Raw genomic sequence first — 25261 nt, 5'->3', positions numbered from 1 at the left:
GATTGATGGGCCTCGGCTTCAAAGGAGCAGACATGGCTATTGCACACACGCTCGTCCCTCGCGTCACCTCTGTTGCGCCCTCGTACCAGCACGGGCAAGCGCCGGACTATGACACGGCGTCTATGGCCGAGCTGCGTGCATGGGTCGACACGATTGCCGAACTCACCCAGCCCGATCGGGTGCACTGGGTCGATGGCTCTCGCGCAGAAAACACCCACCTCATGAACCAGCTGGTCGACGAGGGCAAACTTATTAAGCTCAACCCCGAATGGCGGCCCGGCTCGTACCTTGCCCGCTCACACCCGAGCGATGTAGCACGTACCGAAGCGCGCACATTTATTGCCTCCAACCGCGAAGAAGACGCGGGGCCCACCAATAACTGGGCCGACCCCACCGAAATGCGCGCCACGATGAACACCGTCTTTGCCGGATCCATGCGCGGGCGCACCATGTATGTCATCCCCTTCTCGATGGGGCCCGTCGGCGGTGCCCTGTCACACATCGGCGTACAGGTGACCGATAGCGCTTACGCTGTGGCGTCCATGAGCATCATGACGCGCGTGGGAGCCAGCGTGCTCGAACGCATCGCTGATGGTGACCCGTGGGTGCGCACAGTGCACTCAGTGGGAGCACCGCTGCAACCCGGCGAAGCCGATGTTGAGTGGCCGTGCAACGACGACAAATACATCGTGCACTTTCCCGACACTCTCGAGGTGTACTCGTACGGATCCGGGTACGGCGGCAATGCCATCCTCGCCAAAAAATGCTTCGCCCTGCGCATCGCCTCGGTGATCGCCCGCGACGAAGGGTGGCTGGCCGAACACATGCTGCTGGTGCGCGTCATCTCGCCCGAGGGTAAGCAGTACCACGTGGCGGCAGCATTCCCCTCCGCCTGCGGAAAAACAAACCTGGCCATGCTGCGCCCCACTATCCCCGGCTGGAAGGTCGAAACTCTCGGCGACGACATCGTATGGATCCGACCTGGCACCGACGGGCGTCTCTACGCTATGAACCCCGAAGCAGGGTTCTTTGGTGTGGCGCCGGGCACCGGAGAATCCACCAACATCACCGCGGTAGAAACCCTGTGGGGTAACACCATCTTTACCAATGTGGCGCTGCGCCCCGACGGTGACGTGTGGTGGGAAGGCCTCACCGACACACCACCCGAGGGCCTCATTGACTGGGAGGGTAATCCCTGGAATCCAGCATCCGGAAAACCCGCAGCGCACCCCAACTCTCGTTTCACCGTCTCGGCAGCACAGTGCCCGCAAATATCTGACGACTGGGAAAACCCCGAAGGCGTGCCGCTCGATGCGATTCTGTTTGGTGGCCGCCGCGCCAGCAACGTACCGCTCGTGGTCGAAGCCACCGACTGGACCCACGGCGTGTTCCTGGGGGCCACTATCTCTTCGGAACGCACCGCGGCAGCCGAAGGAACCGTCGGCGAACTGCGCCGCGACCCGTTTGCCATGCTGCCGTTTTGCGGTTACAACATGGGCGACTACTTCGCGCACTGGCTCAACGTGGGTAAATCGCTGCGTTTTGACCGCGCCCCGCGCATCTTTCAGGTCAACTGGTTCCGTCGCGGCGACGACGGCCGGTTCTTGTGGCCAGGTTTCGGCGACAACGCCCGCGTGATCGACTGGATCATTCGCCGCGTTGAAGGCCAAGTGAGTGCCGAAGCAACGCCCATCGGTCGCATCCCGCTGATCGACGACCTCGATCTCAGCGGGCTCACGATTCCCGAAGCCGACCTCGCCGAGCTCTTCGACATTGACCCGCAAGCATGGCTTGCCGAAGCCGACTCGACAGAAGAGTTCTTCGAAATCTTTGGCGATCGCCTCCCCGCCGCTCTCCGCAGCGAACTCGACGCCCTGCGCTACCGCCTCGCGCAGACCCAGCGCTCGCTCACCTAAGCACGCGCAGGCATCGAGCGCACGCTCGGGAACACAGGTTTGGGCAGGGTACCGCGCAGAGAACGCTGAGTGTGCGCGCGGTGCCCTGCCCGAAGCTACAGTCCGGGGCATCCGGATGCTACGGCCTACACCAGCAACTGATGCCGAGCCAGATCACGATACAGCGGCACCGTATCGACGAGCTCTTCGTGAGTTCCCTGCCCCACTACTTCACCCTCGCGCAGCACCACGATGAGGTCACTGTCGACCACGGTCGATAGCCGGTGGGCAATAACCACGAGCGTGCGCCCGGTTGCTGCCTCGTCGATGGCCTCCCGCATGCGCTGCTCATTAACGCCGTCGAGCGACGACGTTGATTCGTCGAGCAACAAAATGGGTGCTTCGGTGAGCAGGGCCCGCGCAATCGCTAGCCGCTGGCGCTCGCCGCCCGAAAGCATCACGCCGTCTTCGCCCACGGGCGCCTCCAGGCCCAGGGGAGTGCGATCTAACACATCGCCCAGGTTGACTGTGCGCAGTACGCGCTCGCAGTCAGCATCGGATGCCTGCGGAGAAGCCAGTCGTAGGTTGTCGGCGAGGGTGCCCGCGAGCGTGGGGGCATCCTGCTCGACATAGCCGAAGTGGCTGCGTAACTCTTCACGCGAATAGTGGCGGATGTCGTGTCCGAAGAGTTCGATCGCCCCGTCGGTGGGGTCGTAGAAGCGTTCGATGAGCGAGAGCACCGTGCTTTTTCCGGCACCGCTCGGACCCACCAGCGCGACGCGGGCACCAACCGGAACATCGAAAGTGACCCCGCGCAAAATGTCGCGATTGTGCGCCGCGGTGTCGTCGGCCGATGGCTCTGCGGCTTCAACCCCCACCTGCGTGAGCAACTGCGCTGCCTCGTGTTCGGCTGCGGCGCGCGCAGCAATAACACTGTCGGGGTAGCGAAAGCGCACGCTATGTAGCCGCAGTGCCGGCGCCTCGGCGGTGCGCGTCGCGGTCATGGCGGGTTCTGGTGTGTCGTACTCTGTTTCTGTGGGCAGGTCGAGAACCTCGTGAATTCTGCCGAGCGCACCGAGCGCCTGGTTAACCGAGGTGATGGCTCCAAAAGCCTGACCGAGCGGCATGATCAGCATGAACAAGAACATGATGAATACCACGAGCGAAGCAATTGTTAACGCTCCGGATGCAACACGAAAACCGCCCACCCCCAGCACCACCAGCAGTGACACTTGCAGGGCGATTCCGGCCACCGGCACCACCATCGACGAGATGCGGGCAATGCGCACACCGACGCCGTAGGCCTCGCGAGCCACACCCTCGATCGCGGTTGTTTCTCGGGTTGACGCACCCGATGCGCGGATCGTGCGAATCGACGACACGGCACGTTCGACCCCGGATGCCAGTTCACCGACTTTGTGCTGCTGCTCGGCCGATGCCGTACGAATGTGTCCGCTGAGCATCACCACCACCACGACAGAGACGCCAATAACGGCAACGATCAACACCAGCAAAAAAGGGTCGATGATGAGCATCGCGACGAGCGCACCAAGAAAAATAATGGCGCTGCCAATAGCGTCGGCAAGACCCTGAGTGAGCACAGCGTAGAGCAGGGTCGTGTCGGTGCCCACGCGCGACACCAGATCGCCGGTGCGGCGGGCATCAAACTCGCTGATAGGCAGGTGCAGAATGCGGGCGATCAACTGTCGCCGGCTCGAGTACACAACAGCCGTACCGGTGCGTTGCAGCAGATAATGCTGGTACCCGGTGATGACAGAAGAGACGATAACGAAGCCCACGAGCAGCCACACGAGAGCCCCCAGGGGCAATTGCTCTTGCACGCGTCCGATGACTTCGCCTACGAGGAGTGGCTGTACCAGCGTGGTTGCTGCACCCAGCACGCTGAGCACGGCAACCACCAGGAGCACCCCGCGGTGCTCCATAAGGTAGGGAACAAGCTGGCGGAAGGTTGCGCGAGGGCCGTCATAGGCGGTGCCGCGACGGCGGCGGCGGGCAGACATGCCTGACATGAAAAACCTTCCCTCACTGTTGTGTCCTGACACTATTGTGCGCGGTCTACTTATGTGGTGCCTGGCTGTGGGCTCGGTGCTGCGTGCCGATACGATAGATAGTTCACACCACGCCTGAGGAGCAGACATATGACTGTCGTTGTTACTGCCATTTTTCACCCTGTCGAGGGCAAAAAGCAGCAGCTTATTGCCGCTATGCGTCGCGGCATCGAAGCTGTGCACGAAGAGAAGGGCTGCGAGCTTTACGCCATTCACGACGCCGAAGACGGCACGGTCACCATGATCGAAAAATGGACCACGGCAGAAGACCTCGCTGTGCACGCTGATGGTGACGCGGTAAAGATTTTGAACGCCGATATTGAACAGTACCTGGCTTCGCCCGTCGTCGTCACAAAAATGACGGCACTGCCCATGGGCTCCGAATCGGCCGGGGCACTGTAACCGGTATAGCTGCCAATAATAGAAGCGCGTGCGGCCCTCGGGCTCGCACGCGCTTCTATTATTGCTGCCGGATGCTGCGCAGCAGCGGCTTCAGCCGTTGACCTCGCCCGTGCCGAGGTATGCCTGGATAATATCGTCGTCGGCCAACAGGTCGCTGGCGGGGCCAGAGCGCACCACGTGGCCGTTCTGCAAAATATGGCCCTGGTCGGCTGCTTGTAGCGCGCGCCGCGCATTTTGTTCCACCAGCAGTACCGTTGTGCCGGTGGCGCGCACCTCGTCAATAACGGCGAACACCTCGTCGACAATCTTGGGGGCAAGACCCATAGACGGTTCGTCCATAAGAATCACGCGGGGTCGGGCGAGCATGGCACGTGCGATGGCCAACATCTGCTGTTCCCCGCCCGAAAGCGAACCGGCGGGGAGTTTGCGTCGTTCACCGAGCACAGGAAAACGCTCGTACATTTCGTCGATAGCTGCGCCGGCACCCTTGCCGTAGGAGCGGGCTCCCATCTGCAGGTTTTCGGCAATCGACATCGTCGCGAGCACTTGGCGGCCCTCGGGCACTTGAACGAGACCTCGGGGCACGAGCCTGTGCGATTTCGCCCTGGTGATATCAGTGCCGTCAAACGTGATGCTGCCGCTGGCCGGGCGCACAATGCCCGAGATGGCGTTGATGATCGACGACTTTCCTGCGCCGTTCGCACCGACGAGGGTTACGAGCGACCCGGCTGCCACATCGAATGACACGTCACGAACGGCTTCGACTCGGCCATAGGTGACCGAAAGGTTTTTTACACTCAGCAGTGGCTCGCTCATTACGGCGTCCCTTCTGTTGTGGCAGCACCCAGGTACGCTTCGATCACTCGCTCATCGGCGGCGATATCAGCGGGCGTGCCATCGGCGAGCACTTCACCGAAGTTGAGCACAATGATGTGGTTGCAGGTGCCCAGCACCATGCCCACGTTGTGCTCGATAAAGATGATGGTGAGGCCGTCGTTGGCGAGCGAACGAATGAGTGTCGACAGGCCTTCGGCTTCGACGTGGTTCATTCCCGCGGCGGGCTCATCAAGTATGAGCAGCGAGGGGTCGGCAGCCAGTGCCCGCGCAATTTCGAGCCGACGCTGATCACCGTACGACAGGGCGCTGGCGGTGGTGTTGGCTTTGTCGAGTAGGCCCACGCGGTTGAGGCAGCGGGCGGCGTGTTCGAGCGCAATTTTCTCATCGCGACGTGCCGACGGCAGCCACAGGAGGCGACGCAAGAACGTGGGCTTTGCCACCAGGTGGGCGCCGATGAGCACGTTTTCTACCGCTGTCAAACGGTTGAAGAGCTTGGAGTGCTGGAAGGTACGCGTAACACCGGCCGCTGCGATCTTGTGTACGGGCGTGCGCCCAATCTCTGCGCCCAGCACGGTTGCTGTGCCGGCCGAGGGCGGGATAAGCCCGCTGATCATGTTGACGAGCGTTGTTTTTCCAGCACCGTTCGGGCCGATGAGCCCTACGATGTCGCCGCTACGTACCGTGAGGTCAACACCGCGTACGGCATGCACGCCGCCATATTCCTTCGACAGGCCTTTCAGCTCGGCAACAATTTCTCCCTGTGCCGGATGCTGGCGCTGAGCCCGATCACTCGCTGCCATGTCGATCGACGATACATCGATCTTCTGTCGGCGGCGGGGGATAAGGCTTGCCAGGCCTCCGGGAAGGTAAAGAATGACGATGAGGAGCAGGAGCCCAGAAATGAAGGGACGAATCCATCCGGCTTCGATGCCAATCATGCGCTGTGCTTCGGGAAGAAGGGTCTGGAAAGCACTGCCGAGCACGGGTCCAAAGAAGTTAGCCGTACCACCAACGACGGCGGTGACAAGACCGTCGATCGCGGTCGTGAACGCGAAGTCTTCTGGAGCAATGAGGCGCATGTAGTACGCCCACAGCACACCATAAAGTCCGGCCAGCACACCCGCGGCAACAAATGCGCTCAAACGGTGGCCACTCACGTTGATGCCAATGGAACGGGCGGCCAGTTCGTCTTCACGAATGGCTTCGAGCGCACGCCCGTAGCGCGAACGCGTTTGCCGGGCAAACCAGTACGCCACGATCAGCAGAATGACCCAGGCGATCGTGGGGGTGAGGATCTTGGGCACCGACATACCGTTGGCGCCGCCTGTCCATGACGAGTTGAGAATAAAAATACGGATGGCCTCGGCAAACCCGAGTGTGGCAATCGCAAGATACACACCGCGCAGACGCATGGTGGGCAGGCCAAGAATGACGGCCGCGATGGCGCCGACGGCCATACCGATCACCATCCCGAGCAGGAGCGTTGGGATTGGTCCCCAGGTGGTGGGTGCGGGGGTTAATGAGGCGGCAGTGAAACCGGCAATGCCGGCAAAACCTGCCTGGGCAAGGCTCAGCTGCCCGGCAACAAGCACGGCGTAGAACGAGAACGCAAAAACACCGTTGAGCGCAATAAATACGAGAGTTGATTCTGTAAACATGCTCAGACCTCCCGCACCTTACGCTTACCAAAGATGCCCTCGGGGCGCACGAGCAAAATAATAAACAGCAGCGCGAAGGCAATAAGATCACGCCAGCTGGAGCCGATGTATTGAATAGCAAACACTTCGGCAACGCCCAGTACGAGGCCGCCGACGAGAGCGCCCGGCAGCGAGCCCATACCGCCGACAATAATGACGGCGAGCCCCTTCAGCTCGATGGCACCGCCCATGCCCAGCTGGGCACTGTTGACGTTGAGGGCAAACAGCACACCGGCCACGGCACCCAAGGCGGTGGAGATGGCAAAGGTCACGGCCGTTACGCGATCGACGTTGACGCCGAGAACACGGGCTGCGGTGGGGTTCTCTGCCACGGCACGCATGCTGCGGCCCAGGGCAGAACGATTCACGAGTAACCCGAGCACAATCATGAGCCCGAGTGAAATGACCAGAATGGTCAGCTGAAGGTAGCTGGCAGTAACCCCGGCTACCTGCACGCTTTCCTCCGAGACAGTGCCCGGAGGAAAGCGCTTGGTGTTGGGCCCGAAGGCCGCCTGCAGCAGCGCAATGAGCATGCCACCCATCGCGATCGACGAAATCAACCCCGCAAAGTGGGCATCGGGTCGGTCTTTGAGAGGCCGAAACGCTATGCGCTCAATGAGTAAACCCAGAATCGCCCCGAACACGAAAACGAGCACGAGTACGACACCAATGGGGAGGTCATAGGCTTCGGTGAGCCAAATACCCACGAACGCCGAAGCGGCGAACGCGGCCGGGTGGGCCAGATTCAAGCGGTCCAGAATGCCGAACACCAGTGTGAAACCAATGGCGAACAGTGCATAGATGGAGCCCAGAAAAAGGCCGTTGAGCAGCTGCTGCATGGGGGATGCCCTTCGTCAGTAGGCCGGGTGCTTAGTCGAGAACGGCGAACTTGCCATCCTGAACGATTTGCACAACGGCTGCGTGCTCAGCGTCGCGGTCCGAGTTGATCGTGACAGAACCCAGCGGTGTCGCAAGGTCTTTCACCTGAGTGAGGCCATCACGCACGTCGTCACGCTCACCCGAGCAGTTGGCGCGCACAGCGTGGTCAACGATCTGCAGACCCGTGTAGGCCTGCGCCGCGAACTGGTCGGGCTGGCTACCAAAACGCTCTTCAAAAGCAGCGAGGAAGTCGGTGTTTTCGGGGCTGTCCGAGGCCGAGTTCCACGCGGCACCCACGATCACGCCTTCGGCAGCAGCACCAGCATCTTTCATAAGCTGCGGGTTGTTGAAACCGTTGCCGCCGAGAATCGGTTCATCGATGCCCAATTCGCGAGCCTGCGTGACGAGCGGAATAGCTGCCTCAATAAGAGCGGAGACAACGAGCGCATCCGGGTTCTTCTCTTTAGCCGCCGTCAGAAGGCTGCGGAAATCGGTGTCTTTTACCGAGAACGTGAGGGTATCAAGCACCTCAACGCCCTGGTCTTCGAGAGCCTCAGCCATGACGTCGTAGCCCGACTGCGTGAAAGCGTCGTCGTTGCTGTACATAACAACAACCTTTTTTAGGCCAAGCTTTTCGGCGGCCGAACCGATTGTCTGCGGAATAACCTGACCTTCGGTGAGCGAGTCACGGAAGATAAAGTCACCCTGCTCGGTGATACCCGCAGCGGTGTTTGAGATAGCAAGCACCGGAAGACCGGCCTCCTGTGCGACCGGCTGGGCCTGGAACGCGGTGTTCGACAGGGTGGGGCCAATAACCAGGCTCGTCTTGTCACCCGCGAAGCCCTCAAAAACGCTGATCGCCTGACGGGGGTCACTGCCATCGTCTTCGACTTTGAGCGAATATGTCACACCATCTTTGGCGTTGAGCTCGTCGAGAGCAAGCTCGAGGCCCTTCTGCTGCGACTCGCCGTAGCTGGCAGCGCCACCGGTGAGGCTCAGCGCCGCACCGACGGGAACGGTTGCTTCAATGACACAGCTGTCGCCCGAGCCGGTACCGACCAGGCCGCCATCGGCGGTTTCTGACGAGGAGTTGTCGCCGCCGGTGCTACTGCAGCCAGCCAGCAGAAGCGCAGACGCGCCGAGAAGTGCGGCGGTACGAATGACCTTGCGCATGGGGTTCTCCGAATCGTTGATTACTAAGACACAGGCCACGGTGCAGTGTGGCGTGGCTACAAGAGCCACCCGCGTTCCCAGGTGCGTTCGGCCTCAGTGCTCGTGGTCGGCGCCCCAGTGCGCGGCTTCTTGATTATAGGCACCGTATTGTCTCGATTCCGCGCCGCAGTATAACGATAAAGAGAAACCGGATGCCGCACACAGTGGCATCCGGTCTCGTGATTTCTGGTCTGGTTTACCAGAGCACCGCAATACTCGCGTTGGCGAGGGTCAGCACACCCACAAGCCAGAACAGTGCTGCAGGAACACTATCGGTGCGGCGCTGACGTGCTGATCCGATACCCAGCAGGGCACCGATAATAAGCAGAATGATGAGTTTGGTGCCGATCTTCGGATAGTTCATCGCACCCTCAACGCCCCACGGCGCAGCCAGGGCAAGACCGGCGATAGCGGCGATAACCAAGCCCCAGTTCATGATGCGGGTAATGTGCTTGCGACCGCCGAATGCCTCTACTGCCCAGGCACCGAAAAGTACGGCGAATCCAACCAGGTGAACAACTACAACGACATGACGCAGGATCTCCATACCCCCTAGGGTACGGCCCTGCGCTGTGCGACGCCAGTGAAGGCTAGCCCCGCAACTGGTGAACCGTCAGCGCTGTACGAAGCGCAGCATCCGCCGCCTCTGCTCCCTTGTCTTCCTTCGAGCCCGGCAAGCCGGCGCGATCGAGTCCCTGCTGTTCGTCATCAAGGGTCAGCACGCCAAAACCTACGGGCCTACCGGCATCCAGCGCCACGCGCGTGAGGCCGTCGGTTGCCGCCGAAGAAACATACTCGAAGTGCGGGGTGCCGCCACGAATAATCACACCCAGGGCAACAACCGCATCGGCCCCGCCAGCAAAAGCAGCCTGCGCAGCCAGCGGCAACTCGAAGGAACCAGGAACACTCACCACGCTGTACTGGGCACCGGATGCCTGCAGCACACGCTCCGCACCTGCAATGAGTCCGTTGCTAATAGCCTCGTGCCACGTGCCAGCCACCACCACAACTCGCAGCCCCGTCGCATCAATAGCACGGCGCTTGGGGGATCCCTCACCACTCATACGTTTTTCTCCTTCACTGAACGCGGGCCATCCGCGCCCGCATCATTACCGTGCGCGGCACTGTTGCTTTCATCCAGCGATTGATGCAGTGCCGCATCGTCGAGCACATGACCCATGCGTTCACGCTTGGTCACCAAATAATCATGATTATTCGGCCCTACACCCACAATCAGCGGCACCTGCTCGACCACGTCAACGCCAGAGCGACGCAGCTGCTCTACCTTGTCGGTGTTGTTCGTCAAAAGACGCACCTGCGACACCCCCACATCTGCCAAGATCCCTGCCGCCGCCGCATATTCACGGGCATCCGCAGGCAGGCCCAAAGCCAGATTGGCATCTACGGTGTCGAGGCCGTCCTCTTGCAGGCTGTACGCCCGCAACTTGTTAATCAACCCGATACCGCGCCCCTCGTGGCCACGCATATAAATGACCACGCCGCCTTCGCGCTCAATCGCATCCAGTGCTGCCTCAAGCTGCGGTCCGCACTCGCACTTCAATGACCCGAAGGCCTCGCCCGTGAGGCACTCCGAGTGCACGCGCACGAGCGAGGTTGCTGCGATGTCACCCTTTACGACAGCAAGATGGTCGGTGCCCGTCATCCGGTCTTTATAGGCCAGAAAACGGAACGTGCCGTGCGTGGTCGGCACCGTCGATTCCGCCCGCAGACTCACCCGGCGACGCTGCTGTGGCTCGGCCTGCAGCTCGCCGCTGCGAGGCTCATGCTCGTCGAGGTAGGCAATCAGCTGTTCAATCGTGACGACGGGAACACCGTCGCGAGCACCCAGTTCCAGCAGGCCCGGCATGCGCATCATGCTGCCGTCATCGGCAACAACCTCGGCGATCGCACCCACGGGGCGAAGCCCCGCCAGCCGCATCAACTCCACCGCCGCCTCGGTATGACCACTACGCTCACGCACACCACCGGCCACGGCACGCAGCGGCAGAATATGGCCCGGACGAATCACGCTGGATGCCGTGGCATCCGGTGCCGCCAAAATATTGAGCGTGTGAGCGCGATCTGCCGCGCTGATGCCGGTCGTAATACCCTCCGCCGCATCCACCGAGACCGTGTAGGCCGTACCGCGGGCGTCTTCATTCACCTCAACCATGGGCGGCAGATGCAAAGTATCCGCAATCTCGGCAGGCATGGGTGCACACACAAAACCGGATGACCACCGCACCATCCACGCCACCGACTCGGGCGTAGCCAACTCGGCCGACAAAATGACGTCGCCCTCGTTCTCGCGATCCTCATCGTCGGCCACAATAATCGGCCGCCCCGCACGCAAAGCCTCCAGCGCCTGCGGAATCGTTGCAAGGCTCATCGCGAGCCCCCTTCCCTCGAAGAAACAGCATCGGTGGTTACCGTGCGAAAAGCCATGAGACGCTCCACGTGGCGAGCAAGCACATCGGTTTCTAGGTTGACCCGATCACCCACAACCAGGCTTCCCAGTGTCGTTGCCGACAGTGTTTCGGGAATCAGCGACACCTCGAGCCACGGCTCGGCCACCCCGGCATCCGAAACAGCACTCACCGTTAACGAGGTGCCATCGACAGTGATCGACCCCTTATCGACCACGAGCGGAGCAAGATCGTGGGGCACGCCGACGCGCACAACCTGCCACTGATCGCCCGGCCGAACCTGCTGCACCGTGCCGACGCCATCAACATGGCCCTGCACGATGTGCCCGCCGAGTCGAGCACCCACAGCCAGCGCCTTCTCAATATTCACCTGCAGGCCCACCCGAGCCTGCGCCAGGGCCGAAACATCCAGCGTCTGCTTCATCACATCGGCATTAAAAGTGTCGGCAGAAAAATCAACAACCGTCAAACATACGCCGCTCACCGCAATCGACTCACCGTGCACCGCATCACGCACTGCACCCGGCGCACGCACCGTTATCCTCGCACCCTCGCCCGAAGCCGCAATCGCGACAATCTCGCCGACCTCTTCAATAATTCCCGTAAACACTAACTGCTCCCTCCTTCGTGCTGCGCGCCCACATCACGCTGCGCAACCCACAACATGTCGTCGCCGAGCACCACACGTTCACGCACCGTCAAACGCTGTGCTTGCGCGAGCGAACCCACACCGATATCCGTCAGCGCCATGCGCGAACCACCTACCAGCAGCGGAGCAATATAGACCAGCATCCGGTCAACCACCCCGGCTGCAAGAAAAGCGCTCGCCACCGTTGGCCCGCCCTCCACAAACACTGAATGCACGCCACGATCATGCAAGTCGGTGAGCACCGCAGACACATCGTGTGTGGCATAAATGGCAGGAGAAACCGGATGCCGCCACACCGCCGCATCACTCGGCACCGGCCTGTGCCCCATCACCACCGGCATCGGCTGATGCTCGTACAGCACCTCGCCACGGCGCGCAGTCAACGACGGATCATCCGCCAGCAGCGTGCCCGTACCCACAAGAATCGCTGCAGCCTCGGCCCGCCGCCGGTGCACATCGGCTCGGGCCTCCGGGCCCGTCAACCATTTACTCGAGCCATCATGGGCCGCAGCCCGGCCATCCAGCGACTGCGCCCACTTCACGGTTACTTCAGGGCGGCCCAGACGCGTCGCCGTCAACCACGGCCCAACAAGCAGTGCTGCCTCGTCGGCCGCAAGACCCGCCACAACATCGACCCCTGCAGCCCGCAGCCGGTCAGCACCGCCCCCGGAAAGCTCACCGGGGTCATCGAGCGCATAAACAACCCGGGCCACCCCGGCGTCAATGAGCGCCTGCGCGCACGGGCCAGTCCGGCCCCTGTGATTGCACGGCTCGAGCGTGACAACAGCGGTCGAACCATGCGCAGCATCCGGAGCAATACGCACAAGAGCATCGATCTCGGCGTGTGGCGTGCCCGCGCCGCGGTGCCAACCCTCGGCCAGCACCTCACCCTCGGGCGACAAAAACACCGCCCCCACCTGCGGGTTGATACCCGCGGGGCCGCGCCGGGCAAGCTCCAATGCGCGCAGCATAGCGAGGTGTTCGATGGTGCCCACTGCCATGCCATGCTCCTCGCAAAAGATCGTGAAAATAGTCAACGACCCGAGGAAAAAAGACTCTTCAGGCACACGCAACAGCGTGCACCGTGCTGCCTCCCATCCGGACTAGCAGGGTTCTCACCCCGCATCACCGTCGGTTCCGGAATTTCACCGGATCAGCCTTACCCAACAACCGTTGTGCGCAGCTCGCGGACTATCACCGCCGGTTCGGATTCTCACCGACCCCGGAGCACGTTGATGACTCCACTCTACCCAACGCTCAGGCACAACGGGCATTCCCGTAACATGTCGATACCCGCGCGGGCTCAGCCCAAAACAGGCCAGTCGGCAGGCACACGATCATCGGAGGGGAGAAGGCTCGCAGCCCAGCCATCATCACGACCCCGATGGCTTACCAGACCCTGGCGCAGAGTGCCCTCATAGCGAAAACCCAGAGCGCGAGCAGAACGCGCAGAAGGAATATTGCCGACAACAGCACGCCACACGATGCGCGCCAAACCAAGCTCGTCAAAACCCCAGTCGATCACCTGTTTGCCCGCCTCGGTCAAAAAACCCTGGCCACGGCCCGCAGGACTCACCCAATAACCCAGCTCTGCTTCGCCGCCGTGCTCGTGCGGGCGAATCCTGTGCAGACCGATCATGCCCACGAGATCTTCATCGTGCAGCATTGCCCACACGGCTTCCGAACCACTCTGCCAGTCAGTAGCCACCTGCTGAATAAAACCCTCCGCATGGTCGCGCGTGTACGGTGAAGGAACCGTCGTCCAGCGAGGGATCTCGGGATCTTGGCACGAAGCCCAAATGGCGTCAATATGCTGCTCTTGTGGAGCACGCAAAACGAGGCGTTCCGTGGTGAGAATGGTCGGTTGCATCAGGCAAGCCTAGAGCACGCCGACACCGTCGGCGAACTCGCCTACACGCGGCGCAGCAGCCCCACCCGGTCGTACACGGCACTCAGAGTGGCGTCGGCAACTTCGTCGGCTCGGGCAGCGTTCTTCGCCAAGATACGGTCAAGCTCGGCCGGGTCGTCGAGCAGCTCGAGAGCACGCTCACGCACGGGGCCAAACTCGTCAACGACAACCTCGGCGAGACCCTTTTTAAAGTCACCGTAGCCACGCCCGGCATAGTCGTCTTCTATTTCGGTCACCGTACGGCCCGACAGCGCCGAGTAGATAGCCAGCAGGTTCGAAACACCCGGCTTGTTCTCGCGGTCGTAACGCACCGAACCCTCGTTGTCGGTGACGGCGCGCATCACTTTTTTTGCCGACTTCGCTGGATCGTCCAGCAGCCACAGCAGCCCCGCATCGGTCTCGGCCGACTTCGACATTTTCGACGAGGGGTTTTGCAGGTCGTAAATCCGCGCCGAGTCTTTCTGAATCACAGGTTTCGGTACCGTGAATGTCTCACCGAAGCGTTTATTGAACCGCTCCGCCAAATCACGCGTCAACTCCACGTGCTGCTTCTGGTCGTCACCCACCGGCACAATCTCGGTCTGGTACAGCAAAATGTCGGCCGCCATCAAAATGGGGTACGTAAAAAGACCCACCGACGCGGCATCGGCACCCGAACGCGCAGACTTGTCTTTAAACTGCGTCATCCGGCTCGCCTCACCAAAACCGGTGATAGTGCTCAAAATCCAGGCAAGCTCCGCATGCGCACGCACATGCGACTGCACGTACAGCGTCGACTGCGCAGGCTCGATACCGGCCGCAATATACTGCGCCGCCGTGCGCCGAGTCTTGTCGCGCAGTTCTTCGGGGTCTTGCGGAACCGTGATCGCATGCAAATCAACCACCGAGAAAAACGCGTCATACGACGACTGCAACTCGCGCCACTGCATGAGCGCACCAATATAGTTACCGGCGTGTAACGAATCGGCCGAAGGTTGCATTCCTGAGTAAAGACGCGGTTTCATCACTGTTCCATCCTAGAGGCCCGTTACCTTCCCCCAGCACCGGATGCATGCACCCCGCACTCGCCCGTTGCCTGCCAGTCCGTTGCCACCCGGTTGTTGCTACTCGCTGTACTCGTAGTCAACAATGACGGGGGAGTGGTCGGTCCACCGTTCTGCATACGAGGCCGCCCGAATGACACGGTAGTCGCGTACACGCTCGGCCAGTTCCGGCGTGACGACGTGATAGTCAATACGCCAGCCCGTATCGTTGTCAAAAGCCTGGCCGCGCATCGACCACCATGTGTACGGCCCGTCAACGTCGCCGTGAAAGCGCCGCCCCACATCGACCCAGCCCAGACCCGTGCCGGTCGTGCCATCAACGCAGTCAATAGCTGCACCGCGCTCACCAAAAAACCGGTCGAAATATGCGCGTTCGCGCGGCAAAAATCCCGACTTCTTACGGTTTCCGCGCCAGTTCTTGATATCGAACTCGCGGTGGCCCACATTGAGGTCGCCCGTGACTGCCACGAGAGCACCAGGCTGGGCGAGTTGCGGCAGGCGCTCCTCCATGGCATCAAGAAAACGCCACTTCTCTTCCTGTTTCGGCGTATGGGCCTCACCCGAATGCACATAGGTGCTCACAACCGTGAACACGTCATTCCCGAACCGGAAATCCGCCTCCAACCAGCGGCCTGCGGAGTCGAAATCAGCCGGACCAAAATCCCACCGCACCGATTCGGGCTTCTGCCGGCTCACGATCGCTACGCCTGCGCGCCCCTTCGCGCTCGCTTCAACGTGATGAAAATGCCAACCAGGAAAAGCCGCTTCAACATGCTCGTCCTGAGCCCGTACCTCCTGCAGAGTCAGAATGTCGACATCGGCGGTCTCTAACCAATCCAACATCCCTTTGCGCACAGCCGCGCGAACACCATTGACATTGATCGAAGCGATACGAACATGAGCCATACCTCAACCCTAACGGCGGCCTCGGGTTGCGCTGCCCACCGGTAACGCAGCATCCGGAACATCAATAACCTCTGCCTTTTTGAGGCTGCGCACATAGGCATCAACGTCGAGACCCGCGGCGCGGGCATCGGCAACGGTGGTCCACCAGATTTCTTCGGCGTGGCGTAAGAAACGGCGTGCCCGCACCTTTTGCCACCAGTGCGCGCGCGCCGCCGTCGACTGCGCGCGGTTGAGCTGCACCCGCGCCGCCAATACCAGGGCCCGCTGGTGCGCAAACTTTTGGTCCAGCATCTCTTCTTCTGTCAGCGGCTGGTCACGATCACGCGCTGTCGTAGCAATCCACGCGGCCGCCAATAAGACCACCATCGCGATCCAGCGGCACCACAACAGCAGACCGATGATCACAGCAAACGTGGCTAACAGCGGGTTGCTGGGCGTGTTTGACAGCAGCAGACCGGCAGCCAACTGCAAAACAACAATTGCGCCACCGCCCAAGGCAGCGCCGGGCCAGATGGTGCGCCAGTGAATCGACGTGCCCGCGAGAAAACGCATGAGCATCGCCAACGCCAGCGTGTCGATAGCAAAAGCAACAAGGGTCGATGACAACCGGACACCGACCGAATAAATCCAGTGAGTCATGCTCCAGTCGAGCAGCTCGAAAATAAACGTGAGAGCCCACACGCCCGCAACGCTCAGCGCGGCACCAATAAGCAGCGCCAGCCCGAAAGAAACCGCCGAGGCGAAGTCATACACCTTAAGGATCGCAAAGTTGCGGGTATCGGGCGCCAAACCAAAAATATCGCGCACGGCAAGACGCGTGTAGGTGACGGCGGTCATTGCAGTCCACCACGCCGCCACGATCGCGATAGCAGCGGTTACCCACAGCAGACTCGACAGATCGCGCGTGAGCGATATAACGTCATCCGGCTCGGCAATACCGGTGTCACTGATGAGCCCCGGCACATAAGAGTTGACGATATCGATGATGGCGGTGATAGCCGTGGTACTACCGCCCAGCCAAATACCCACGGCCGCAAACGCAATGTACAGCAGGGCGAACAGGGCAAACAGGCCCTGGTAGCTCATCCCAGCCGAGAGCAGCATCCCGTTGCGCTGCTGAAAGTGCTGCACAACACGAATGGGAAAGAACTGGAGTGTTCGCCGCGTGAGAGCTGCGGCTTTATCAACGGCTGCGGCGTAGGCGGGGGCCGTTGAACCCTGGTCAGTCACCTGATGACCCCTCCGTTGCTTGACGGTAGAGAACCATAACGCCGGGCCGACGCAGTGTCGACCCGGCGTATCCGGATGCTTCTAACCGCAGTTGATACCGAACTCTATGGGCGCCCGCGCAGAATCGCCTGCTTCACTTCGGCGATCGCCTTGGTCACCTCGATGCCACGAGGGCAGGCCTCGGTGCAGTTGAAAGTGGTGCGGCAGCGCCACACGCCCTCTTTATCGTTCAGGATGTCGAGGCGAACATCAGCGTTGTCGTCACGGGAATCGAAGATAAACCGGTGAGCGTTAACGATTGCGGCCGGGCCAAAGTATTGGCCGTCTGTCCAGAACACGGGGCACGACGAGGTGCACGCCGCACACAGAATGCACTTGGTGGTGTCGTCGTAAATAGCGCGCTCGGCGATCGTCTGCTTGCGCTCCTTGCCCTTCTCGGGCGTGCTGTTGGCAACAAGGAACGGCTGAATTTCGCGGTAGGACGCGAAGAACGGCTCCATGTCGACAACAAGGTCTTTTTCGAGCGGAAGACCCTTAATCGCTTCGACATAGATGGGTTTTGAAATGTCGAGGTCTTTAATCAGTGTCTTGCAGGCCAGACGGTTGCGACCATTGATACGCATCGCATCGGAGCCACAAATACCGTGAGCGCAGGAGCGACGGAAGGTCAACGAACCGTCGACTTCCCATTTGATCTTGTGGAGCGCATCGAGAACTCGGTCTGTGTCGTAAAGCTCAACATCGTAATCAACCCAGCGCGGTTCTTCGTCGACCTCGGGGTCGAAGCGGCGGATGATGAACGTGACCAGATACGATTGCACGGGTGTTTCGGTCTCGGCGGCGATCTCGCCAACAGCGTTCGGATCGACAAGTGCAGTAGACATCAGTACTTCCTCTCCATGGGCTGGTAGTTCGTGATGACGACGGGCTTCCAGTCGAGTGTGATGTGGTCGGTGGCATCGGCTGAGTGGGGGTCACCGCTCAGGTACGCCATCGTGTGTTTCAGATATTTTTCGTCATTGCGCTCGGGGTAGTCGTCGCGCATGTGGCCGCCACGGCTTTCCTTGCGGTTACGGGCGGCGTAGACAACAACCTCTGCAATGTCGAGCAGGAATCCGAGCTCGACGGCTTCGAGTAGGTCGGTGTTGAAGCGACGGCCTTTGTCGTCGACGTGCACGTTCTTGTAGCGTTCGCGCAGATCTTCGATGACACCCATGACGTGCGTGAGTGACTCGTCGGTACGGAACACCTGTGCTCCGCGGTCCATCTCTTCTTGCAGTGTGCGGCGCAGCGTGGCGATGCGTTCCGTACCCTGGTTTTCGCGTAGGCCCTCGAGCATTTCCCGCACCTCTTTGGCGGGGTCTTCGGGCAGCGGCACAAACTCTGCCGTCTTGACATATTCGACGGCGTTGCGCCCTGCGCGTTTACCAAAGACGTTGATGTCGAGCAGCGAGTTCGTGCCCAGTCGGTTGGCGCCGTGCACCGAAACACAGGCACATTCACCGGCTGCGTACAGGCCAGGAACAACGGTGTCGTTGTCGGCGAGTACTTCGGCGTTGGTGTTGGTGGGGATGCCGCCCATGGCGTAGTGGGCCGTGGGCATCACCGGAACAGGCTCGACCACGGGGTCTACACCGAGGTAGGTGCGCGCGAATTCGGTGATGTCGGGCAGTTTTGTTTCGAGTACCTCTGCACCCAGGTGCGTGCAGTCGAGGTACACATAGTCTTTGTGCGGGCCCGCACCGCGCCCTTCGGCAACCTCTTGCACCATGCATCGCGCCACGATGTCACGTGGTGCGAGGTCTTTAATAGTGGGCGCGTATCGCTCCATGAAGCGTTCACCCGAGGCGTTACGAAGAATCGCACCTTCACCGCGGGCCCCCTCGGTCAGAAGAATGCCGAGGCCTGCCAGGCCTGTCGGGTGGAACTGGAAGAACTCCATATCTTCGAGGGGGAGACCCTTGCGCCATACAATGCCGACGCCGTCACCGGTGAGGGTGTGGGCGTTCGAGGTGGTCTTGAAGATCTTGCCGAATCCGCCCGTGGCAAAAACGACCGATTTCGAGTGGAAGACGTGGAGGTCGCCGGTGGCCAGGTCGTAGGCAACAACGCCAGCCACCTGGGTGGCGCCGTCTGCGTCTTTGACCGTGATGAGGTCGAGCACGTAGAACTCGTTGAAGAAGTTGATACCGAGTTTCACGCAGTTCTGAAACAGGGTCTGCAGAATCATGTGGCCGGTGCGGTCGGCTGCATAGCAGGCGCGGCGCACGGGAGTCTTGCCGTGTTCGGCGGTGTGGCCACCGAATCGACGCTGGTCGATTTTGCCTTCGGGCGTGCGGTTGAACGGCAGCCCCATGTTTTCGAGGTCGATGACCGCGTCGATAGCTTCTTTAGCAAGAATTTCTGCGGCGTCCTGGTCAACCAGATAGTCGCCACCTTTGACCGTGTCAAAGGTGTGCCACTCCCAGTTGTCTTCTTCGACGTTGGCCAGCGCTGCGGCCATACCGCCCTGTGCGGCGCCCGTGTGTGAACGGGTGGGGTAGAGCTTGCTGATCACCGCGGTTCGTGCGCCGGGGCCTGCTTCGATCGCGGCCCGCATGCCGGCGCCACCAGCGCCAACAATAACGATGTCGAATTCGTGGTAGTGAACGCCGTCACGAATAACGGAGTCCTGGGTTTGGGTGGTCACTGTCGCTGCCTTACTTGTCATTCGTTAGTTCGCTAGGGCCTGGCATGCTTCCCACATCGCACCATCTTCAAACACACCGTTGCAGGGGTCGAAGGTAAAAACGACGAGGGTGCCGAGCACGATGAGCAGTGCGGCGGCAAGGCCGAGTGCCCACACCAGCGTTTTGCGGATGCCGGGAGACTGCACATAGTCGTTGACGATCGTGCGCATTCCGTTTGCGCCGTGGATGAGAGCAAGCCACAGCATGATGACGTCCCACCACTGCCAGAACGGCGTGGCAAATTTTCCTGCCACGAAGGCAAAGTCAAGAACGTGAATTCCTGCGTCTCCGGCCAGAAGGTTGACGAAAAGGTGTCCGAAGATCAGAACGATCAGTAGCACACCGGAGCCACGCATGAACAGCCAGCCCCATTTTTCAATATTGAATCTGCGCTGACGGCGCGCAGCGGGTGCGGTCGCTGTAGCAGTCATCATTCGCCTCCGAATACGTTCATGAGGTGACGAGGCGTGAAGCCGGCCATAAGCACGACCCATACGGCAAGGACACCCCAGAACAGTTGACGGTGGTAACGCGCACCCTTAGACCAGAAGTCAACAAGGATGATGCGCAGCCCGTTAATCGCGTGGAACACGATGGCGGCTACCAGCACGACCTCGCCAACGCCCATAATCGGGTTCTTGTATGTGCCGAGGACTGCGTCGTATGCCTCGGGCGAAACCCGAATGAGTGCGGTGTCAAGGACGTGCACCAGTAGGAAGAAGAAAATGGCAACTCCCGTGATCCGGTGAAGCACCCACGACCACATCCCTTCGGTCCCTCGGTAGAGGGTTCCACGGGGTGATTTTGAGGTGGTTTCCGGAATCGACGGTGCCAAGCGAGTGCTTGCGGACACGTGCGTCCTCCCTGATCGATGCGAGGTCGGCATGCGCGCAGCGGCGCGCCCGATCTCTCCCATCCTATTCCTGTCAAGCGGCTGAGAGCGACCAAGGCCCACCTAAGCACGTGTTTCTGTGGATATATTGCACGTTTCACTGAGTCTTTACGCCCCGAACCGTTCGCTTCCTGCCTTCCTGCCTGCCTTCCTTCCTTCCGCGGCCGGTTGTGTCACTTCCTTCCTTCCGCGACCGGTCACGACATGCCGTGGCGTGTGCGCTGGCGGCGGCGTGTTGTGTCCGGTGGCGAGTGGGGTATGGGTGGGCGTGTGTGCGACCGGTCACGACATGCCGCTAGGCGATCACGGGTGACGGCGTGTTGTGTCCGGTGGCGAGTGGGGTGTGGGTGGGCGTGTGCGCGACCGGTCACGACATGCCGCTAGGCGATCACCGATAACGGCGTGTTGTGCCCGGGCGCGAGAGAAACGCCGCGAAAAGCACACGAGACTGCGTCGAAGCGCAACGGTACGACATACAGCGGCGGTACGACGTGCAGCATCCGGTGTGGAAGCGTGCAGCGTCCGGCGTGACGTGCAGCATCCGGTGTGGAGCAAAGAACTCCCTGTTCGGCGACCGCGCTACAGCGTCTCTATTGCTTCCATCCCCGCAACCGGAGGGCTTGCCGCACGAGTGCTATGGCACGGTGTGGTTCGTGACGAATCTGCAGGTGCCCTAGGCGCAAGAGAGTCCAGCCGGCCGCGGTATATGACGAATGTTTTTCGATGTCGCGCTGCCACTGCTTGCGCAGGACGCGATGGTGATCGCCTTCTATTTCGACAAGAGTGCGGTGTTCCGGGTAGGCGATGTCGGCAATTCCGAGCAGGCGGCCATTATCGCCGCGAATTTCGACGTCGAGCTGGGGTTCGGGTAGGCCTGCTGTGGCAGCGATCAGGCGATAGTCGGTTTCTAGCGGTGATCCACTGCCCACCCGAATATGGTGGAGGGCAGCACGCAGTCGCCGGTTTCCGGGCCGATTCGCACTGTTGACGATTTCATGCAGGTCATCGATGCTCGCACGTTGCTGTTCGACGAGATGCTGTGTGGTGGCGTCGCGGGGCACGTTGACTATCGCGTCACCGAGAATCACCAGCATCCGGGTGCTGAGACTGCGCCCCAGCATTGCCCAGGTCGACGCCGCGTCGGCCAACGGTAGGTCGTCGACGGTCGTGATGCGTGCGAGGTGGGGCGCAACGCGGCGGCCTCGCACTCCTTGCGAGCGCGGCGGACGGTGAGGATCATGCACACCCACATGCAGCGCATCACCGTGTGGGCATGGCAGACCGTGGAGGACGGCCGCTGTTTCATCGACAAAAAAGGCGTCACGAGACATGACCGTGGCATAGGCGCGAGCTAATTCTCGGATGCGCACATGCTGATCGTCGACGTACGCCGATTCCGGTTCGCCGCGGACATCCGCGGTGGACGCATGGACCGGGGAGGCTGCGGCGCGCAGCATCCGGACCCCATGGAATGGTTTTTCGAGATCGCCGCGCCGCAGACGTGCGGTAGAAACCCCCGCTAAGAGACCCTGCTGCACAGAAAAAGTGCGCGGCAAATGCAGAGGAAGCGGTGCAGGGGCAGGCGACATAACTTCATGGTGGCGGGGCGGCGCAAGAAGGCGACTCCGGATGCTGCAGACGGTGCACAACTCGGTCGCGCAGTGAATTGTGGACGAATCGCGCGCGCCCGGCCGTGCACCTGCGCGACCGGTCAGGAAACGCCGTGGGGCGTGCGGGGGTGGCGGCGTGTTGCGCCCGGTGGTGGGTGGGGTGTAGGTGGGCGTGTGTGCGACCGGTCAGGACATGCCGCTCGGTGGTCACTGGTAACGGCGTGTTGTGCCCGGTGGCGGAAGAGTGCGGACGAGTAACGCGGAAGAGGCAAGAAGGAACCCGACAAGCGGCGAGGCGTGCGAGCGTGCGAGGGGCGAGGCCCGGCTACTGTGGGTGCATGCACAGTGCGATTCCCAATTTTTATGCGGTGATCCCTGCCGGGGGCATTGGTAGCCGGTTGTGGCCGCTATCGCGGGCCGATGCGCCGAAGTTTTTGCACGACCTGACCGGGTCGGGGCAGTCGTTGCTGCGCGATACGTGGGATCGACTGGAGCCGCTCGCGGGGCGTGACCGTATTGCGGTGGTGACCGGCCGTGCCCACCGAGCTGCGGTCGAAGATCAACTGCCCGGTATCCCCGACCACAACGTTTTTCTTGAGTCGGAGCCTCGCGAGTCAGCGGCGGCGATTGGTTTGGCCGCCGCGATTCTTTACCGTCGTGACCCCGACGTCATTATTGGTTCATTTAGTGCTGACCATGTGATTCGGGGCACGAGGGTTTTTGAGTTTGCGGTGCGTGACGCGGTTGAGGTTGCCCGGGAGGGGTATATCTGCACGATCGGTATTTCGCCGACGGAACCGGCTGTGGGCTTCGGGTATATCAAGCGCGGAGAAGAGCTTGTTGTGGAGGGTGCTCGTGAGGCAGCACTCGTGGACAGTTTTGTGGAAAAACCCGATCTGGAGACAGCGCGCGAATATGTCAGTGACCGCTCGTATTTGTGGAACGCGGGCATGTTTATTGCAAAGGCAGAAGTATTGCTGGATGAGCTTCGGCGACAGCAGCCCGAACTGTATGAGGGCTTGACGGAGCTGGCCGAGGCGTGGGACGACCGTGACCGTCGCGGTCCCGCTGTTGACCGTATTTGGCCCCGTCTGCCGAAGATTGCGATCGATTATGCGGTCGCGGAACCTGCGGCAAAGACAGGCAAGCTTGCCGTGGTTCCCGGACACTTTGATTGGGATGACGTGGGCGATTTTGCTTCGCTGACGAAACTCATTAGCAGCGGCCGCAAAAATGAGCTGGCCGTTTTGGGTCCGCGGGCGCGAGTGCTTTCGGATGCCGCGAGTGGCATTCTCGTGAGCCAGACGACACGCGTGATTAGTCTCGTGGGTGTGCAAGACATTGTGGTGGTTGATACTCCGGATGCTTTGCTGGTAACGACAACCGAGCATGCACAGCGCGTCAAGGGCGTGGTCGAATCGCTCAAGGTGACCGGCCGTGGCGACGTTCTCTAACTTGACTGTCGCTCACGTGGGCATAGGCCCGCCATGCTCGCACTGCCGCACACGGTTTTTGTAGAAAAAGGCCACATAACCGGGCGTTCATATTGCAGATATGTAACCTTTCGTGCTCTCTGGCGTGGTAAAGATGCGCGAAGCGCGTAACACTGGGTAACTTTGATCGACCCGCGATGGGCGCGGGTGTCTTTAGGGAGGCCGAGTTGACCATCTCCATCCGTAAGAAGCTCGCCGGTGTGGCTGTTGTCGCCGGTGTTGCCCTGGCTCTGACCGGTTGCGGTCAGGCACCCGAAGCCCCGAACACGGGCGACGATAACGCCGCGGCTCCGGAAGCCAGCGATTTTTTGCCCTGCATCGTTTCAGACATGGGCGGTTTTGACGACAAGTCGTTCAACCAGTTGTCGTTTGAGGGCGCCGAGAAGGCCGCCGACGAAATTGGTGTTCCACTGAAGCCTGTTGAGTCGAACGCTGAAACCGACTACGGCCCCAACATGGATAGCCTCGTGGCCGAAAACTGCAACGCTATTGTTGCTGTCGGTTTTGCTCTGTCGGAGGCCACGGTTGATTCGGCTCTGGCAAACGCTGAGATCGACTACATCATCGTTGACGATGCCGCCGACAATGATTTCGATGGCGAGACCGATGCTCCGAACATCAAGCCGCTGCTGTACAACACGGCTGAGGCCGCATTCTTGGCGGGCTACCTGTCGGCCGGTTTCTCGGAGGCAGGCAAGGTTGGCACGTTCGGTGGCATGGAGTTCCCGACCGTGACAATCTTCATGGACGGCTTCAAGCAGGGTGTTGACCACTACAACGAGGTCAACGGTAAGTCGGTGCAGGTCTTTGGCTGGGACGGCAGCAGTGGTTCGTTCACGGGTGGCTTCGAAGCTAACCAGGACGCCAAGAACACGGCTGTGAACATTCTTGACCAGGGTGTTGACGTGCTGATGCCTGTTGGTGGCCCCGTTTACCAGTCGGCTCTGCAGGCGATCAAGGAGCTTGACCGCGACGTTGCGCTGATCGGTGTTGACGCCGACCTGTTCGAGACCGACCCGAACACGCAAGACTTCGTGTTGACTTCGGTGCTCAAGCAGATGGATGTTTCGACGTACGAGGCAGTGATGTCCAGCGCCAACGGTTCTTTTGATGCGACGCCGTATGTGGGCACGCTCGAGAACGGTGGCGTGGGTATCGCTGATCTGCACAACTTTGCCGACAAAGTCGATGCTGCTCTCATGAGCGAGGTGGAGGCTCTCCAGCAGGACATCATTGACGGCACGATCGTCGTCAAGTCGTATCTCGACAACTAGGTTGCGTATTTCGGGGAGGTCGATCCAGGTCGGCCTCCCCGAATCGTCTGTACTGTTTTGGAACCGGATGCGGGGTGGCATCGCCACGGTCGCAGTGAAATAGGATCAC

The 25261-nt window shown here is 60.9% G+C and carries 23 protein-coding genes and 1 riboswitch; of the genes, 4 read left to right on the top strand and 19 right to left on the bottom strand.

Annotation, left to right across the window (positions count from 1 at the left end; all coding sequences use genetic code 11):
• Nucleotides 1-32: 32 nt before the first annotated feature.
• A complete protein-coding gene (locus ACQUSW_RS04980; protein WP_428931135.1) occupies nucleotides 33-1916 on the top strand; it encodes a phosphoenolpyruvate carboxykinase (GTP) in 1884 nt (627 codons plus the stop codon).
• 125 nt (nucleotides 1917-2041) lie between these two features.
• On the opposite strand, the gene ACQUSW_RS04975 is transcribed toward ACQUSW_RS04980, so the two are convergent.
• Nucleotides 2042-3925, bottom strand: a complete 1884-nt coding sequence (locus ACQUSW_RS04975; RefSeq protein WP_428931134.1) for an ABC transporter ATP-binding protein — start codon at nucleotides 3923-3925, stop codon at nucleotides 2042-2044.
• Between the two features lie 129 nt (nucleotides 3926-4054).
• Here ACQUSW_RS04975 and ACQUSW_RS04970 point away from each other — a divergent pair, with 129 nt between their 5' ends.
• Complete coding sequence (locus tag ACQUSW_RS04970; RefSeq protein WP_428931133.1) at nucleotides 4055-4366, top strand: putative quinol monooxygenase; 312 nt, start codon at nucleotides 4055-4057, stop codon at nucleotides 4364-4366.
• Nucleotides 4367-4456: 90 nt separating this feature from the next.
• On the opposite strand, the gene ACQUSW_RS04965 is transcribed toward ACQUSW_RS04970, so the two are convergent.
• The 18 genes from ACQUSW_RS04965 to ACQUSW_RS04880 all read right to left on the bottom strand — a co-directional run bounded on the left by ACQUSW_RS04965 (nucleotide 4457) and on the right by ACQUSW_RS04880 (nucleotide 22364).
• On the bottom strand, nucleotides 4457-5182 hold the full coding sequence (locus ACQUSW_RS04965) for an ABC transporter ATP-binding protein (RefSeq protein WP_428931132.1): 726 nt from the start codon (nucleotides 5180-5182) through the stop codon (nucleotides 4457-4459).
• Nucleotides 5182-6861 (bottom strand): branched-chain amino acid ABC transporter ATP-binding protein/permease, encoded by a 1680-nt coding sequence (locus ACQUSW_RS04960; RefSeq protein ID WP_428931131.1) that lies wholly within the window; start codon nucleotides 6859-6861, stop codon nucleotides 5182-5184. Before ACQUSW_RS04960 ends, ACQUSW_RS04965 begins: the two co-directional genes overlap by 1 nt.
• A gap of 2 nt (nucleotides 6862-6863) precedes the next feature.
• Nucleotides 6864-7739, bottom strand: a complete 876-nt coding sequence (locus ACQUSW_RS04955; protein WP_428931130.1) for a branched-chain amino acid ABC transporter permease — start codon at nucleotides 7737-7739, stop codon at nucleotides 6864-6866.
• Between the two features lie 31 nt (nucleotides 7740-7770).
• Complete coding sequence (locus ACQUSW_RS04950) at nucleotides 7771-8952, bottom strand: ABC transporter substrate-binding protein (RefSeq protein ID WP_428931129.1); 1182 nt, start codon at nucleotides 8950-8952, stop codon at nucleotides 7771-7773.
• Nucleotides 8953-9187: 235 nt separating this feature from the next.
• Nucleotides 9188-9538 carry a Fe-S protein gene (locus tag ACQUSW_RS04945; protein ID WP_428931128.1) on the bottom strand — a complete coding sequence of 117 codons (351 nt, stop codon included), beginning with the start codon at nucleotides 9536-9538 and terminating at the stop codon, nucleotides 9188-9190.
• A 43-nt stretch (nucleotides 9539-9581) separates the two neighbouring features.
• Nucleotides 9582-10055: a 6,7-dimethyl-8-ribityllumazine synthase gene (ribH, locus tag ACQUSW_RS04940; protein ID WP_428931127.1), complete on the bottom strand. Its 474-nt coding sequence runs from the start codon at nucleotides 10053-10055 to the stop codon at nucleotides 9582-9584.
• The gene (gene ribA / locus ACQUSW_RS04935) at nucleotides 10052-11380 is read right to left on the bottom strand and encodes a GTP cyclohydrolase II (RefSeq protein WP_428931126.1); all 1329 of its coding nucleotides are present in this window, start codon (nucleotides 11378-11380) and stop codon (nucleotides 10052-10054) included. Before ribA ends, ribH begins: the two co-directional genes overlap by 4 nt.
• The gene (locus tag ACQUSW_RS04930; RefSeq protein ID WP_428931125.1) at nucleotides 11377-12027 is read right to left on the bottom strand and encodes a riboflavin synthase; all 651 of its coding nucleotides are present in this window, start codon (nucleotides 12025-12027) and stop codon (nucleotides 11377-11379) included. The genes ribA and ACQUSW_RS04930 overlap by 4 nt, the downstream gene beginning before the upstream one ends.
• Nucleotides 12027-13067 carry a bifunctional diaminohydroxyphosphoribosylaminopyrimidine deaminase/5-amino-6-(5-phosphoribosylamino)uracil reductase RibD gene (gene ribD, locus ACQUSW_RS04925; RefSeq protein WP_428931124.1) on the bottom strand — a complete coding sequence of 347 codons (1041 nt, stop codon included), beginning with the start codon at nucleotides 13065-13067 and terminating at the stop codon, nucleotides 12027-12029. The genes ACQUSW_RS04930 and ribD overlap by 1 nt, the downstream gene beginning before the upstream one ends.
• An 80-nt stretch (nucleotides 13068-13147) precedes the next feature.
• A riboswitch (FMN riboswitch) is annotated at nucleotides 13148-13300 on the bottom strand.
• A gap of 69 nt (nucleotides 13301-13369) precedes the next feature.
• Nucleotides 13370-13936, bottom strand: a complete 567-nt coding sequence (locus ACQUSW_RS04920; protein WP_428931123.1) for a GNAT family N-acetyltransferase — start codon at nucleotides 13934-13936, stop codon at nucleotides 13370-13372.
• Nucleotides 13937-13977: 41 nt separating this feature from the next.
• The gene (gene trpS / locus ACQUSW_RS04915; protein WP_428931291.1) at nucleotides 13978-14979 is read right to left on the bottom strand and encodes a tryptophan--tRNA ligase; all 1002 of its coding nucleotides are present in this window, start codon (nucleotides 14977-14979) and stop codon (nucleotides 13978-13980) included.
• Between the two features lie 99 nt (nucleotides 14980-15078).
• Entirely contained in the window at nucleotides 15079-15924 is an 846-nt protein-coding gene (locus ACQUSW_RS04910) for an exodeoxyribonuclease III (protein ID WP_428931122.1), read from the bottom strand.
• A 9-nt stretch (nucleotides 15925-15933) separates the two neighbouring features.
• Nucleotides 15934-17154, bottom strand: a complete 1221-nt coding sequence (locus tag ACQUSW_RS04905; RefSeq protein WP_428931121.1) for a YihY/virulence factor BrkB family protein — start codon at nucleotides 17152-17154, stop codon at nucleotides 15934-15936.
• A gap of 104 nt (nucleotides 17155-17258) precedes the next feature.
• Nucleotides 17259-18038 carry a succinate dehydrogenase iron-sulfur subunit gene (locus ACQUSW_RS04900; RefSeq protein ID WP_428931120.1) on the bottom strand — a complete coding sequence of 260 codons (780 nt, stop codon included), beginning with the start codon at nucleotides 18036-18038 and terminating at the stop codon, nucleotides 17259-17261.
• Complete coding sequence (gene sdhA, locus ACQUSW_RS04895; RefSeq protein ID WP_428931119.1) at nucleotides 18038-19864, bottom strand: succinate dehydrogenase flavoprotein subunit; 1827 nt, start codon at nucleotides 19862-19864, stop codon at nucleotides 18038-18040. The genes ACQUSW_RS04900 and sdhA overlap by 1 nt, the downstream gene beginning before the upstream one ends.
• 3 nt (nucleotides 19865-19867) lie before the next feature.
• A complete protein-coding gene (locus ACQUSW_RS04890; RefSeq protein ID WP_428931290.1) occupies nucleotides 19868-20314 on the bottom strand; it encodes a succinate dehydrogenase hydrophobic membrane anchor subunit in 447 nt (148 codons plus the stop codon).
• The gene (sdhC, locus tag ACQUSW_RS04885; protein ID WP_428931118.1) at nucleotides 20314-20736 is read right to left on the bottom strand and encodes a succinate dehydrogenase, cytochrome b556 subunit; all 423 of its coding nucleotides are present in this window, start codon (nucleotides 20734-20736) and stop codon (nucleotides 20314-20316) included. Before sdhC ends, ACQUSW_RS04890 begins: the two co-directional genes overlap by 1 nt.
• 629 nt (nucleotides 20737-21365) lie before the next feature.
• Complete coding sequence (locus tag ACQUSW_RS04880) at nucleotides 21366-22364, bottom strand: hypothetical protein (RefSeq protein WP_428931117.1); 999 nt, start codon at nucleotides 22362-22364, stop codon at nucleotides 21366-21368.
• Between the two features lie 359 nt (nucleotides 22365-22723).
• On the opposite strand from ACQUSW_RS04880, the gene ACQUSW_RS04875 reads away from it, so the two are divergent.
• Both ACQUSW_RS04875 and ACQUSW_RS04870 read left to right on the top strand, forming a co-directional pair.
• Complete coding sequence (locus ACQUSW_RS04875; RefSeq protein ID WP_428931116.1) at nucleotides 22724-23839, top strand: mannose-1-phosphate guanylyltransferase; 1116 nt, start codon at nucleotides 22724-22726, stop codon at nucleotides 23837-23839.
• A gap of 206 nt (nucleotides 23840-24045) precedes the next feature.
• Nucleotides 24046-25152: a BMP family lipoprotein gene (locus ACQUSW_RS04870; RefSeq protein ID WP_428931115.1), complete on the top strand. Its 1107-nt coding sequence runs from the start codon at nucleotides 24046-24048 to the stop codon at nucleotides 25150-25152.
• The last annotated feature ends 109 nt before the right edge of the window (nucleotides 25153-25261 follow it).

It is taken from the genome of Microbacterium luticellae, from assembly GCF_050408645.1.
GTDB lineage: Bacteria > Actinomycetota > Actinomycetes > Actinomycetales > Microbacteriaceae > Microbacterium.
Note: the sequence above shows the minus strand (reverse complement) of the source record. Positions and strands in the feature narration are given on the sequence as shown.